The organism is Streptococcus sp. KCJ4932, assembly GCF_004352745.1.
GTDB classification, from domain to species: Bacteria; Bacillota; Bacilli; order Lactobacillales; family Streptococcaceae; genus Streptococcus; species Streptococcus ruminicola.
The window spans coordinates 30,854-43,533 of sequence record NZ_SJWW01000009.1 but is presented as its reverse complement, the minus strand read 5'-3'; the positions used below and the strand labels follow the sequence as shown (position 1 = coordinate 43,533).

Annotated in this window: 15 protein-coding genes; 2 read left to right on the top strand and 13 right to left on the bottom strand. The window is 36.0% G+C overall.

Annotated elements, in window-relative coordinates:
- Window positions 1-298: 298 nt before the first annotated feature.
- The 7 genes from E0E02_RS05215 to E0E02_RS05190 all read right to left on the bottom strand — a co-directional run bounded on the left by E0E02_RS05215 (window position 299) and on the right by E0E02_RS05190 (window position 3,726).
- Complete coding sequence (locus tag E0E02_RS05215) at window positions 299-1,729, bottom strand: VapE domain-containing protein (protein ID WP_133018041.1); 1,431 nt, start codon at window positions 1,727-1,729, stop codon at window positions 299-301.
- On the bottom strand, window positions 1,704-2,252 hold the full coding sequence (locus tag E0E02_RS05210; protein WP_133018040.1) for a hypothetical protein: 549 nt from the start codon (window positions 2,250-2,252) through the stop codon (window positions 1,704-1,706). The genes E0E02_RS05215 and E0E02_RS05210 overlap by 26 nt, the downstream gene beginning before the upstream one ends.
- Before the next feature lie 18 nt (window positions 2,253-2,270).
- A complete protein-coding gene (locus E0E02_RS05205; protein WP_074628906.1) occupies window positions 2,271-2,537 on the bottom strand; it encodes a hypothetical protein in 267 nt (88 codons plus the stop codon).
- Complete coding sequence (locus E0E02_RS09445; RefSeq protein ID WP_165937140.1) at window positions 2,537-2,686, bottom strand: hypothetical protein; 150 nt, start codon at window positions 2,684-2,686, stop codon at window positions 2,537-2,539. The genes E0E02_RS05205 and E0E02_RS09445 overlap by 1 nt, the downstream gene beginning before the upstream one ends.
- A gap of 14 nt (window positions 2,687-2,700) precedes the next feature.
- On the bottom strand, window positions 2,701-2,895 hold the full coding sequence (locus E0E02_RS05200) for a hypothetical protein (protein WP_133018039.1): 195 nt from the start codon (window positions 2,893-2,895) through the stop codon (window positions 2,701-2,703).
- Window positions 2,892-3,143 carry a hypothetical protein gene (locus E0E02_RS05195; RefSeq protein WP_133018038.1) on the bottom strand — a complete coding sequence of 84 codons (252 nt, stop codon included), beginning with the start codon at window positions 3,141-3,143 and terminating at the stop codon, window positions 2,892-2,894. The genes E0E02_RS05200 and E0E02_RS05195 overlap by 4 nt, the downstream gene beginning before the upstream one ends.
- A gap of 394 nt (window positions 3,144-3,537) precedes the next feature.
- Window positions 3,538-3,726 (bottom strand): DNA-binding protein, encoded by a 189-nt coding sequence (locus tag E0E02_RS05190; protein WP_039670340.1) that lies wholly within the window; start codon window positions 3,724-3,726, stop codon window positions 3,538-3,540.
- A gap of 157 nt (window positions 3,727-3,883) precedes the next feature.
- Between E0E02_RS05190 and E0E02_RS05185 the strand changes: the two genes are divergently transcribed.
- Window positions 3,884-4,579, top strand: coding sequence for a helix-turn-helix transcriptional regulator (locus E0E02_RS05185; RefSeq protein WP_133018037.1), 696 nt, complete (start codon window positions 3,884-3,886; stop codon window positions 4,577-4,579).
- 171 nt (window positions 4,580-4,750) lie between these two features.
- Window positions 4,751-5,917, top strand: coding sequence for a site-specific integrase (locus E0E02_RS05180; RefSeq protein ID WP_133018036.1), 1,167 nt, complete (start codon window positions 4,751-4,753; stop codon window positions 5,915-5,917).
- Between the two features lie 167 nt (window positions 5,918-6,084).
- Here the strand turns inward: E0E02_RS05180 and E0E02_RS05175 are convergent, their stop codons facing one another.
- From E0E02_RS05175 to E0E02_RS05150, 6 genes are all read right to left on the bottom strand, one after another.
- Window positions 6,085-7,320, bottom strand: coding sequence for an FtsQ-type POTRA domain-containing protein (locus tag E0E02_RS05175; RefSeq protein WP_133018035.1), 1,236 nt, complete (start codon window positions 7,318-7,320; stop codon window positions 6,085-6,087).
- Window positions 7,321-8,397, bottom strand: a complete 1,077-nt coding sequence (locus E0E02_RS05170) for a UDP-N-acetylglucosamine--N-acetylmuramyl-(pentapeptide) pyrophosphoryl-undecaprenol N-acetylglucosamine transferase (RefSeq protein ID WP_133018034.1) — start codon at window positions 8,395-8,397, stop codon at window positions 7,321-7,323.
- A 2-nt stretch (window positions 8,398-8,399) separates the two neighbouring features.
- A complete protein-coding gene (murD, locus tag E0E02_RS05165) occupies window positions 8,400-9,755 on the bottom strand; it encodes a UDP-N-acetylmuramoyl-L-alanine--D-glutamate ligase (protein WP_133018033.1) in 1,356 nt (451 codons plus the stop codon).
- A 142-nt stretch (window positions 9,756-9,897) separates the two neighbouring features.
- Window positions 9,898-10,170, bottom strand: coding sequence for a DUF3165 family protein (locus E0E02_RS05160; RefSeq protein WP_039697289.1), 273 nt, complete (start codon window positions 10,168-10,170; stop codon window positions 9,898-9,900).
- Between the two features lie 89 nt (window positions 10,171-10,259).
- Window positions 10,260-12,104 (bottom strand): translational GTPase TypA, encoded by a 1,845-nt coding sequence (typA, locus tag E0E02_RS05155; RefSeq protein ID WP_074559456.1) that lies wholly within the window; start codon window positions 12,102-12,104, stop codon window positions 10,260-10,262.
- A gap of 185 nt (window positions 12,105-12,289) precedes the next feature.
- The gene (locus E0E02_RS05150) at window positions 12,290-12,670 is read right to left on the bottom strand and encodes a rhodanese-like domain-containing protein (protein ID WP_039697291.1); all 381 of its coding nucleotides are present in this window, start codon (window positions 12,668-12,670) and stop codon (window positions 12,290-12,292) included.
- Window positions 12,671-12,680: the final 10 nt, after the last annotated feature.

The window sequence follows — 12,680 nt, the reverse complement described above, 5'->3', positions numbered from 1 at the left end:
CTTTTTTAGGTAACATGTCAACATTTTAGCTAACAACACAAAGCCAATAGTATCAAGGATTTTGGGGCTTTTGTTAGCCAAATAGCGAAAAAACTCAAAAGAAATTCAAGTTATTTCCTATACCCCTATATACCCTATTACTATATATATTTATTTTTTTATTAAAAATATTACTATTTAGCTAACATGAACATGTAACCCCTTGATACATAAGAGATTAGGGCGTTAGCCTATTTGTTAGCCATGGTAGCTAAAACGCTGTTTTTGTTAGCTAAAATACTGTTTTTGTTAGCTAAAATTATTGTTTAAGGTATCCCTTTGTTGTTCGCTTGCTCCCCAGCGGGGAGAACCTTATTCCGTCACGGTATTCCCATTGGTCTGAATTATCAAGATAAAGCTTGATTTTACTCCTAATTGTCTTCGGTTGTTCGATATCATCATCACTAAAGACTTCTTTCATAACGTCCTTAACGGTTAGTCGGTCACGTTCAACAGTTCCGACCCATTCAACACCATTCTCACGGTCTGCCTCATTTCTATAGCCTACGCCATAGTTTTCCATATCCGTGTAATACTGTTTTCTTATATAGTCTTGATATTTCGGACTATAAAAATCTTCGGGGATTTTAGTAACCAAATACCACTCAAAACGCTCGATAACGTCATCTCGGTATTTATGTTCATTGCGTTTTTGGGCGATAAGTTTACCCTCTTCGCTATTTTCATCATAGTAAAGCTTTTTATTCTTTTCGTATGACTTGAAATAACCGCCCCAAATATCCATTAAATCTTGGTTGGATATCTTATTAGGCTGCCCCTCTTTCCGTGGCAACACGTCAATAACTAAAAAACGTCTGTCACCCGTTGCGTCCTTAAGGTGACCTTTGTTGTTGGTAGTTCGGCTAAAAACATAATCTACTGGGATTGTTTCAGTATTCTTTCCATATGGTTTGCGTATTCTAATCTCTCTAGCAGTGATGACACGTTTTATAATGTCAAAACTTGCTTTCTTGCTGTTGCTTGCTACCATTTCATCATCATTGACTAACCATGAGCCTGCCATTTTTAAAAGGTCATCTTTTTCGGTAAAGGTTTCTACCTCGGTGTAAAAGCCTTTGAACACCTCACGCAAAAAAGTACTTTTACCCGTTCCTTGTTTCCCAACAAAATCAAGACAATAGTCAAATTGTATTCCTGCATGATAAACCCTCGCGATTGCTCCCCTAAAGAACAAATCTAAGACAATTCTGTTGTATTGGTTATCCTCAATATTGATATACTTTTGAATAACCTTAAATGGGTCTACGTCTTTACTTGTTGCTTTTGATTTTTGCAACATGATTTTGATAGGGTTATAACTTTGGCTCAAGGCAATAATACGAATGACAATATCTATATCATTTTCTTTATACTCTAGTCCGTATTCTTCGGATATATAAGCCCATAACTGATTGATAACACTATCTGAAAGCAACCCCTTTTTTAGGGTGATATATTCGGTTAACTCTTGGTCTCTAGTTACCTCTATATTCTTAGTTGCCTCATTGTATTTGAATAACTTATCTAGTTTTGGGTCAGCCCCGCGGAACATTAAAATTAAGTTGTTGCGACTTTTGCTAACAGTCCCGTCATTGTTCTTTCTTAGTTTACCTTTGTTAAGGCTTGTAACTTTATTTTTATTGCTGTTGTCTGGTACAACTTCGTTAAGCTGTTCCATAAATTCGCTCATTCATTTCCTCCTTAAAAAATTTATTTAATGTATTCAAAAAAATAACATTCAATTTAGTGCTCTTAGTTAAATTGGTGTATAGCTGTATTATCTGCTCGTAAGAATAACCATTCAAATAAAATACCTTTACAAAGCTTATGACGTCATCTGTATTTGATAATCCATAAGCAACCCAATTGTAAACAATACCGTTAATCGTTAAAGTGTTCCCCGTTCTCGATTGGCTTAGATATTCTAATTCCAATTCAGAAAGCACCCCAAGCAATTTATCTTTTACGCTAGCTATTTTATAATCTCTTACTATCTGCCAACCGTCCATTAAATAGTTATCTAGGTTATCACACTCTTGAATGCTTACCGTGATACCTTTATAGCTAAATGGAAAGAAAGCATGGTTAGGCGGTTCAAAATACGTCATAATAACATGGTTTTCTTTCCCAATAGTCCGTGTGGGATTGTTTTTTAGAAAGTTAAACAGTGGGAGCACTTTCCTATTTATTTTCAAATCAATAAGTCTGTACATTCTATTCCCCTACTGCTTTCAACGTACAGTTAAAAAATTGATCACGTCTGACACTCTGAAATATTGCTTTTTACTGTTTTCAAAGGGTGGTTGATAGACTTTAAGCCCTAACTTGACCCAATTTGTAAGAGTTGCCCCCGTTATGTCTAACTCTTCTTTCAGCTCTTTAGCACTTATTAATCCCGTCTGTTTTTGTAGTCGCTTTTCTAGCTCCAACTTCTTTTTGGCTAGTACGTCTACACGGTCTAATAATCCTTGTTCAAACTCAAGTGAAAATGTTCCCATTAGTTAGCCTCCATTCCCATTAGTAGTGCTTGTAGCCCTTTCTTGATAAAGTAAAGGCTTGTTAAAGCGTGGTCTTTATCGCCTTGCATAATTGCATTGTCTGCTAGATCAATCATGTTATAAATACAGTCTTTTTCTTGTTCGTTCATTGTTTATCCCTCCTTTAGTTGTAACGCTTGCCATACAGTTGAATATAAGCCCCGTAACGCTCTTTTACGTGGTCTGCGTGTGTTTCTTTGTTCTCTTGCTTAACGTCCTCTCTGGGCTTGATATATAGCAATAAAACCAACGCTAACAACCAAAACGCCATAAGAACCAACTGCCCCCATACTGGTAAATTGATTTCTTGATAAATCATTTTTTTACCTCCTCCTCAAAATTGGTTAGTTTAAAAGCAATGTCATCAATTTCAGCGCTCAATTTTTGCATTTGTGTATAGATATTTGAAAGTACCTTAGTAGCAAAATACGCTGTAGTGGCGTTATCTGCTTTCTGGTTCAGTGCTGTTACTGCCTCGCTAGCGTGTTGTATCATTTCTAACCTTGGTAGTAAGTCACTCAATTCAAATCCAAGTTTTTCAAGCTCTTTTAATTCATCTGTTCTCATATTCTGCCCTCTCTAATCTAAATGTAAATCAATAGTGTTTACAATTTTGATAGTCTTACCCTCACTTGCAAGGATATCCAATTCCCACTCGGGAAACTTTTTACCATTCCAAAACTTTTCCCTATTAGGCGTTGTTAACATGTAATAACACTTAAATTGACCCGTGTTGTTATAGTCATAATCGTTCACTTTTTCAAATAACAGTTTCATCTGATTGCCTTTCTAAAAACGCCTTAAACATTGATATAACGCTGTTTCTATGCTATAATATAAGCATAGATGATAAACCTAAAACCCTCATAGCCTGCCCGCTGTAGTGTTTTGTTTTATCTAATATTTTTTAAGTTTCATTCTGGTTTGAGTTCGTTCCTCAAGCCTTTTTTTGTCGTTTTTTCTACAAATCTTCGATAAGCCAATTTACAACACTTTCATAAATACGTTTTGGAGCGTTATAGTTGCCTTTTTCAATTTTTGTCAATGTTTGCCTAGCTATCCCGAGCTCAATACATAACGCTGTTTTTGTCAGCGCCATTTTTCCGCGTTTTACTCGGACTTTTTCAGCCATACTTTTTGAAACAATCATTTTTTACCTCTCTTTCTTTATTCTCTTTTTGAGAACAAAAATATTCTAGCATTCTTTTTTTGAGAATACAAGCCTTTTTTATTCTTTTTTTGAGAATTTTTCTTTTGATTACTTCACGGTTATGTTATACTTACCTTAAAAGCTGAGAGGAAATAGTATGTCTAAACAATTAAGACGTTTGAAAGAACTGAGACAAGAAAAAGGGATATCCCTAAGTAAACTTAGTAAAATATTGAAAGAGAAATATGATATTTCAGTCTCAACCAGTCAATTAATGTATTATGAAAAAGGGGAAAGAGAACCACGGAACAAGCAAGTGTGGGAAAAGTTAGCTGATTATTTCGGTGTTAGCGTTCCTTATTTGTTAGGGTATGACACGAAAACATTGGCGAATAAACAACAGTTATATCTTCAAAAACTAAAAAGCATAGCCCTTGACCCAAAACCCGAAAATTTCGAAGAACAGATGGCAGAATTGAAAAATATACTGCCTGCTGCAGATAAAGGGCGCTTGAAATACGGAAATTACTTATCAGATGATAAAATAACAGAATATGAAAAAAAGGTATATGAAAAATACCAACGCATAGGAAAACAGGAAAACGTAACTCTTTCAGTTCCCGACTTATCAAGTGTTGGTATATCTCAAAAAGAATATATTCAACGTAGCACTGATATTTTAGCCGATACTGAAATTGCAAATTTTTTTACTTCGCTCACCTACTTAACAGACTTAGAACTGCCTGCGCTAATCTACTTTTCAGCATTAAAAAAAGATACGCAAAAATCTCTATTAAATATCTTAAAAACACTAGCAGAAAACAACACCAACGCCCAAACCGATAACGATTAGGGCGGATAACATTCATTCGCTACCGTGTTGTTTTGAATGGTGCTAAAAACGATTAGAAAACCTAACAAAACCTAACATTCATTTACTGCCATGTTGTCTTGAACGGCTCCAAAACCTCAAACTCTAAAATCCTTATAGCCTGCCTGCTGTAGTTAAGAGAAGAGGTTACAAATGGCAAATATTAAGAAAATCACAAAGAAAAACGGTACTACTGTGTACCGTACTAATATCTATTTAGGTATTGATAAAGCAACGGGTAAACAAGCTCGTACCACTATCACTGCTAACACTAAAAAAGGTGTTAAAATCAAGATCCGTGAGGCTATAAATGAGTTTGCTCGTAACGGATACACCGTTAAAAAGAAAGTAAATGTAAAAACTTATAGGGAACTTGTCACACTTTGGTGGGATAGTTACAAGAATACAGTTAAACCCAATACAGAAAAATCTGTTAAAAGCTATTTAGAAGCCCACCTATTGCCCGCCTTTGGTGAATATAGACTAGATAACCTAACAACACCCGTTATTCAAAAACAAGTGAATAAATGGGCGAACAAAGCCAATAGACAAAGTAAGAACGCTTTTGGCTCTTATCATAAATTAGTTGGCTTAAATAAGCGTATCTTAAAATATGGCGTTAGTTTGCAACTGTTAGAACATAATCCAGCACTTGACGTTATCACCCCCCGTAAAAAACAAGAAAAGAAAACTAAAATCAAGTTTTTAGACAAACAAGAATTAAAGCAATTCTTAAGCTATCTAGATACTTTAGATCAATCAGACTATAAAAATCTATTTAACACTGTCTTATATAAACTGCTTTTGGCTACGGGATTACGTATTGGGGAGGCAATGGCGCTTGAATGGTCTGATATTGACCTTAAAAACGGGATTATTGACGTTAACAAGACGCTAAACAAAAGAATTGAAATAAATAGCCCTAAATCTGTAGCAAGTTATAGACAAATTTCAATTGATAAAGCTACTATACTCATGCTTAAACAATATAAAAACCGACAACAAGTTAAAGCGTGGGAACTTGGTCGGGCTGAAAAAATTGTCTTTTCAAATTTCACTGGTAAATACTTTGACCCTAACAACATTAGAAACCAATTGTATAAGCATTTTGAAAACGCTGGTGTACCTAATGTACGTTTCCACGGTCTACGCCATACACACGCCACATTAATGTTAAATGCTGGTATGTCTCCAAAAGACTTACAACACCGTTTAGGTCATAGCACTATCACAATGACGCTAAATATTTATGTCCATGCAACCGAAGAGGGAGCAAAACAAGGCGGGAACATTTTTGAAATGGCTATCAATAGTTTATAAAAAAGGGTAGCCCTTAATCGGGTTACCCTAATTTTTTTGTACAAAACGTAACAAAAAACGTAACAAATTTATAAATGCTTTTTTTAAAAGGCTATCAAATGCTTTAATATCAACGTTTTTAAGCATTCAAAAATAATGTATTAAGTTTCTGTTATAGAATCTTAATTTTATTGTTGAGCTACTTGTTCAACTACTGCGGTTTCGTTCGGATGCTCTTCATTTGTAGCTCCTGGAGCTTGATTTTCTGCGCCTTCAGCTTCGCTTGATTCAGTTGAAGTAGGCGCTTCACTCGACTCTGTTTGAGAGGCATCTTCACCTGATTTAGAATTTTCTTCTGATTCTGGCTTACTTTCGTTTTTAGCTTTTTCTTTATCCGCTGCAACAGATGCTTCAATGGATTCAGAAGTTGCATAAATTCCCACTTCCATATCAACAATACTGTTTTCTGGCAAGCTATCTTTTATTTTCAAATAATATGGTAATTTCTTAGCCAACTCAGATAGTGGAACACGAACAACGTTTCCATCATGCATTTCCAATTTCAATAAATCTGATGTTGTTGCAGAATCTGCTGAGCTGACAATTTGAATTTGATTAACCAAATCTTTATCCAATTTTGAAAAAGCCTTAACCAGTTTTTGAATGTCTTTTTCTGATGATAAATTAATCGTTAAGAAACTTTCTGGTAATTCAGAAGCTCCTACAAGACCAATACGTGTCCCATTTTCAAGGATTGGCTGATAGCCATCATCAGTTTGGGCATAAGCAATTATGCTGTACTCTTTAACATCAATATTTAATTTATTTGGGAAACGGTAAATAAAGTTAGCACTTTTCACCATTTTATTTTTGCTAATAATATTTTTTTCATAAGCTGAATGGTGGAAAATCAATGAAAAGAGATAGTTAGACGGTTTAATTCCTGAATCTCTAATCACTTCTTCCTGACTAACCGTTGTCGCACCCGTAACCGTAACAATTTTCTTTTTACTAAATGGGGTTACCAAAAAGATTGAAATTAAAAGAATAACCGCAGAAGTGATGATAACTGGTAGCGCATGATGAATCGCTTTTTGAAGAGGCGTTTTCTCTTTTTTAGCTTCCAGTTTTTGTAATTTTTTAGCCTCTTTAGCTTCTCTAGCTTCTTCTTTTTTAGCTTCCTTAGCCTTTTTCTTTTCTTCTGCAGTCAAAGCTTTTTCTTCGACTTTTTCAGCTTTGGTATCAGTATCTGTTACTTTCGGCTTGCGCTCTAAGCGTAATTTTTCTTGGCGTTTTTTCTTTTCCGCTTTTTCAGCTTCTTTTTTCTTTAGAAACTCAATATTACGTTTTTGCCATTCCGTCAAAGCTGATTTTTTTTCTGATTTATCTTTTTGACTTTTTTTAGGCTCTTTCTTTTTTGTCATTTAAATTCCTTTTGCAGTCTTAGAAATATCATGTTTAAGCAGATCATAAAATTCTTCTTGTGACTTGATTTCAGTGGAATTTTTCATTTGTGTGTGATAACTATTTTCTTGTTCAAAAAGTTGTGTGAGCTCTTCTTGCAAATGCGTAAAAGTAAGTTTATCCTCAGAAAGTTGGCGAGCATAACCTTTTTTCTCAAAGTAAGCTGCATTTTCAAGCTGGTCTCCTCGGCTTGCTTCTTTTCCAAGAGGCACAATCAAGTGCAATTTATTCATAGCCACTAACTCAAAAATAGTATTTGAACCACCGCGTGTCACAACAGCATCTGCCATATCCATCAAAGGCTGATAAAGGTCTGTGACATAATCAATTCGATAGAGATTTTGACTCAATCCGTTTAAACTTTTATCTCCTGAAATGTTGATGACATTATAGTGGTCAACTAATTCTGGAGTATTTGTAATAAAGTCATTGAAAACACGTGCTCCGGCAGAACCACCGATGAAAAGAAGTGTTTTCAAATCTGGGTTAAAGTGTTTTTTGATTTCTTCAATTTTGCTGTTATCGTAAGCAACTTTGCTACCAACTTTTGTAATCGCACCAACGTGTTTTGCTTTCACCAAGCCTTTGGCTTGTTCAAAGGTTGTGTACATCGTTGTCGCAAATTTATAAGCAATTTTATTGGCTAAGCCCATTGATAAGTCAGATTCGTGCACAAAAACAGGAACTCCAAGTGTTTTTGCCGCAATGACTGGTGGGACAGATACAAAGCCACCTTTTGAGAATAAAGCTTGCGGACGAATTTTAGCGATAATTGCAATTGATTGAAGAATACCAAATGACACTTTGAACACATCAAGCATGTTTTGCCATGAAAAATAACGTCTTAATTTTCCTGTTGCAATAGAATGGAAGGTAACATCTAGATCAGATTTTTCAATTTGTTCGTGTTCAATTCCATGTTTGTCACCAATATAGTGAACTTCCCAACCATCTTTGATAAATTTTGGGATAAGAATCAAGTTCAAGGTAACATGACCAACTGTACCACCACCGGTAAATACGATTTTTTTAGCCATGCTTATTCTCCTTTAATAGCTTCAAAGGTTGCGATAAATTCATCACCACGAACTTCAAAGCTCTTATACATATCCCAGCTTGCATTAGCAGGGCTCAAGAGAACAACATCACCAGCTTCAGCTTTACTGTAAGCAATACGAGCAGCATCTGCGACATCTTTAGCATCAACGTACGGAACTTGTGCTTTATCAGCTGCGCGTTTCACACGAGGAGCTGATTCTCCAAGGATAACCATCAATTTAACACCTGTAATATCTGGAACAAGTTCGTCAAATTCATTACCACGGTCAAGACCACCAGCAATCAAGATAACTTTTGAATTATCAAATCCTGAAAGAGCTTTTTGAGTTGCTAGAATATTTGTTGATTTAGAATCGTTATAGAATTTAATGCCGTTAACTTCACCAAGAGCTTGAAGACGGTGTTTAACCCCACCAAAATGTGACAAAGTTTCTTTAATAGCTTCATTTGCAATTCCTGACAATTTAGCTACTGCAATTGTTGCCAAAGCATTTTCAACGTTGTGGCTACCAGGAACACCGATTTCAGATGCTTTCATGATAGCTTCATCTTTGAAATACAAAGTATCACCATCTAGGTAAGCACCGTCAACTTTCTCAGTTGTAGAGAATGGGACAACTTGTGCTGCTGTTTTTTGTGCTAATTCTTTTGCCAAATCTTGGTTAAAGTTAAGTACCAAATAATCTTCTGCTGTCATATTCTTTTGAATATTCCATTTTGCAGCAACATATTCTTCAAAGCTACCATGGTAGTCAATATGTGTTGGCATAAGGTTTGTAATAACAGCCATGTGTGGGTGGAAAGTATCTGTTCCCATCAATTGGAAAGAAGATAATTCCATAACCAAAGTGTCTTTATCTGTAGCAGTCTGTGCCACTTCAGAAGCAGGAAAACCAATATTTCCTGAAAGAAGACCTGATTTACCACCATTGTTCAATGTTTCAGCAATCATAGTTGTTGTTGTTGTTTTACCATTTGAACCAGTGATACCAATAATTGGGGCATCTGAAATCATGTAAGCCAACTCAACTTCTGTGATAACTGGAATATTTTTTTCGATAGCGCGAGCTACCATTGGATTATCGTAACGAATTCCTGGGTTTTTAACCATCAATTCAAAGTTTTCATCCAAAAGTTCTAGTGGGTGGCTACCACAGATAACTTTAATACCTTCTTCAAGAAGAGATTGTGCAGCTGGATTTTCATCAAATGGTTTACCGTCGTTAACTGTAACGATAGCACCTAATTTTTCAAGGAGACGCGCTGCAGCTTCTCCAGATTTTGCTAAACCAAGAACTAAGACTTTTTTATTTTCAAATGTTTCAATTTTTTTCATAATATATCCATTCTAACATTGCAAATATAATAATATTCTACCTTTATTTAAGGCGTTTTTCAATCATTCTACGGCATTTAAGACAATCTTAGTGTCGCAATGTCTGATAGAGTGTTTATGACAAAAAAAGCTGAGTAAATACTCAGCCTCTTTCGCTATATTGCTCATTTTCATTTTTCTTAACAGGTAAGCGATAGACATCCCTTAGCGCGAAAAATCCCAAGGCAACCATAGCAAGTGCAAGAAAAATTTCTGGTGGTGATTGCATGATTTTAACAAAGCTCATTACTGCTAAAACAAGTAGCATTGCAACTAAGCCAACAAAACCAATCATCCCAAGAGTATTACGAATTGTTTTAGGAGCCATGAAAATATAGTATGAAATAATTAAGATTGCAATAATTAAATAAAACATTTCATGATTCCTTCCTACAATTCAAATTTATGTGTATTGTTTTCCGAGTTTATTTTAAGTTTGGAACTAAAATAGTCTAGCAGACTATTTTACTCTTCAGCTGATTTTTTCTTTTTAGCTGCTTTAGCGCGCAAGTTTTTATCAAGAATTTGTTTACGCAAACGGATTGATTCTGGTGTAACTTCCATGTATTCGTCATCGTTCAAGAATTCAAGTGATTCTTCAAGAGTCAAGATACGTGGAGTTTTGATAACAGCAGTTTGGTCTTTCGTAGCTGAACGAACGTTTGTCATTTGTTTAGCTTTAGTGATGTTAACTGTCAAGTCGTTTTCACGTGAGTTTTCACCGATGATCATACCTTCGTATACCTCAGTACCTGGGTTAACGAAGATTGTTCCGCGTTCTTCAACAGACATAATTGAGTATGTTGTTGCTTTACCAGTATCGATAGATACAAGAGCACCGCGACGACGTCCACCGATTTCAGCGTTGATAACTGGCATGTATTGGTCGAATGTGTGGTTCATGATACCGTAACCGTGAGTCATTGAAAGGAACTCAGTTGGGTAACCGATAAGTCCACGAGCTGGTGCCAAGAAGACAAGACGTGTTTGACCGTTACCAGTTGATTGCATGTCAATCATTTCACCTTTACGTTCTGACAATGATTGGATAACTGAACCTTGGTATTCTTCTGGTGTATCGATTTGAACACGTTCGAATGGTTCGCATTTTACGCCATCGATTTCTTTGATGATAACTTCTGGACGTGATACTTGAAGTTCGTATCCTTCACGACGCATTGTTTCGATAAGGATTGACAAGTGCAACTCACCACGACCTGATACAGTCCATTTATCTGGAGAATCAGTTGGATCAACACGAAGTGATACGTCAGTTTGCAATTCAGCAAGCAAACGTTCTTCAACTTTACGAGATGTTACGAATTTACCTTCACGACCTGCAAATGGTGAGTTATTTGCCAAGAATGTCATTTGAAGAGTTGGTTCGTCAATGTGAAGGATTGGAAGTGGTTCAACGCAATCAGTTGGAGTGATTGTTTCACCAACGAAGATATCTTCCATACCTGAGATAGCAATCAAATCACCAGCTTTAGCTTCTTGGATTTCACGACGTTCAAGTCCGAAGAAACCAAACAATTTCGTAACACGGAAGTTTTTAGTTGAGCCATCAAGTTTAGAAAGAGTAACTTGGTCACCAACTTTAACAGTACCGCGGAAGATACGTCCGATACCGATACGTCCAACGAAATCGTTGTAATCAAGAAGTGACACTTGGAATTGAAGTGGTTCTTCTGAGTTGTCAACTGGAGCTGGAATGTGGTCAATGATTGTATCAAAGACTGGAGCCATTGTGTGTTCTTGATCAGCTGGATCATCAGAAAGTGATGAAGTACCGTTGATAGCTGATGCGTAAACAACTGGGAATTCTAATTGATCATCATCTGCACCAAGTTCGATGAAGAGTTCAAGAACTTCGTCAACAACTTCTGCTGGACGAGCTGATGGTTTATCAATTTTGTTAACAACAACGATTGGTGTTAAGTTTTGTTCAAGAGCTTTTTTCAACACGAAACGTGTTTGAGGCATAGTACCTTCGTAAGCATCGACAACAAGAACAACACCATCAACCATTTTCATGATACGTTCAACTTCTCCACCGAAGTCCGCGTGTCCTGGTGTGTCCATGATGTTGATACGAACACCGTTGTAAGCAACTGCAGTGTTTTTAGCAAGGATTGTGATTCCGCGTTCTTTTTCAAGATCGTTTGAGTCCATTGCACGTTCTTGCAATTCTTTACGTTCATCAAGTGTGTGTGATTGTTTCAACAATTCATCAACAAGGGTTGTTTTCCCGTGGTCAACGTGGGCAATAATCGCCACGTTACGAATATCTTCTCTTAATTTAGTCATGATTCCTCGATTTATTTTTAATTTATTCTAACTTTTGAATTATATCATATTTCACCTGAAAAAACATCGTTAAAAGCTGTGTAAATGTTTTCAGAAATAGATTTTACTATTAAATATTCATCAAAAGCTCATAAATGTTCTTTTTTGGAAACCAAAAAAGAAAGTCAGAAAGACTTTCTTTTTTATTAACCTTCTTTAATTTTACCAGTCCAGTAATCAAAGCCGTCTTTGAGGACGTAAAGATTTGTGTAACCAGCTTTTTTCAATGTTTTGATAACACGTGGAAGGGCAGCACTTCTACTGCTGTCATATAAAAGAACTGGTTTGTCTTTACGAATAGCTGAGTAAGACAATTGAATTTGGCTAGCTGGGAGATTACGTGCTCCCATAATGTGTTTTGTTTTGAAAGCAGCTGCTTCACGAACATCAATCAATTGACTTGTGTGAATCATACTTTCAAATTCTGCATTATCAATGAATTTAGCTGAACGACGAACACTAATGTATGTCCATGCAAACCAGCCAATGATAACGACTAAAGCAATTAGAAAAATCATCCAGTTCATTTTTTGCCTC

Bases quoted from the DNA above. Each gene is read 5' to 3' on its own strand.
- E0E02_RS09445 (WP_165937140.1), bottom strand. From the start codon at position 2,686: ATGAACGAACAAGAAAAAGACTGTATTTATAACATGATTGATCTAGCA.
- E0E02_RS05160 (WP_039697289.1), bottom strand. From the start codon at position 10,170: ATGTTTTATTTAATTATTGCAATCTTAATTATTTCATACTATATTTTC.
- typA (WP_074559456.1), bottom strand. From the start codon at position 12,104: ATGACTAAATTAAGAGAAGATATTCGTAACGTGGCGATTATTGCCCAC.
- E0E02_RS05195 (WP_133018038.1), bottom strand. From the start codon at position 3,143: ATGAGAACAGATGAATTAAAAGAGCTTGAAAAACTTGGATTTGAATTG.
- E0E02_RS05215 (WP_133018041.1), bottom strand. From the start codon at position 1,729: ATGAGCGAATTTATGGAACAGCTTAACGAAGTTGTACCAGACAACAGC.
- E0E02_RS05170 (WP_133018034.1), bottom strand. From the start codon at position 8,397: ATGGCTAAAAAAATCGTATTTACCGGTGGTGGTACAGTTGGTCATGTT.
- E0E02_RS05200 (WP_133018039.1), bottom strand. From the start codon at position 2,895: ATGATTTATCAAGAAATCAATTTACCAGTATGGGGGCAGTTGGTTCTT.
- E0E02_RS05190 (WP_039670340.1), bottom strand. From the start codon at position 3,726: ATGATTGTTTCAAAAAGTATGGCTGAAAAAGTCCGAGTAAAACGCGGA.
- E0E02_RS05175 (WP_133018035.1), bottom strand. From the start codon at position 7,320: ATGACAAAAAAGAAAGAGCCTAAAAAAAGTCAAAAAGATAAATCAGAA.
- E0E02_RS05210 (WP_133018040.1), bottom strand. From the start codon at position 2,252: ATGTACAGACTTATTGATTTGAAAATAAATAGGAAAGTGCTCCCACTG.
- E0E02_RS05150 (WP_039697291.1), bottom strand. From the start codon at position 12,670: ATGAACTGGATGATTTTTCTAATTGCTTTAGTCGTTATCATTGGCTGG.
- E0E02_RS05180 (WP_133018036.1), top strand. From the start codon at position 4,751: ATGGCAAATATTAAGAAAATCACAAAGAAAAACGGTACTACTGTGTAC.
- E0E02_RS05205 (WP_074628906.1), bottom strand. From the start codon at position 2,537: ATGGGAACATTTTCACTTGAGTTTGAACAAGGATTATTAGACCGTGTA.
- murD (WP_133018033.1), bottom strand. From the start codon at position 9,755: ATGAAAAAAATTGAAACATTTGAAAATAAAAAAGTCTTAGTTCTTGGT.
- E0E02_RS05185 (WP_133018037.1), top strand. From the start codon at position 3,884: ATGTCTAAACAATTAAGACGTTTGAAAGAACTGAGACAAGAAAAAGGG.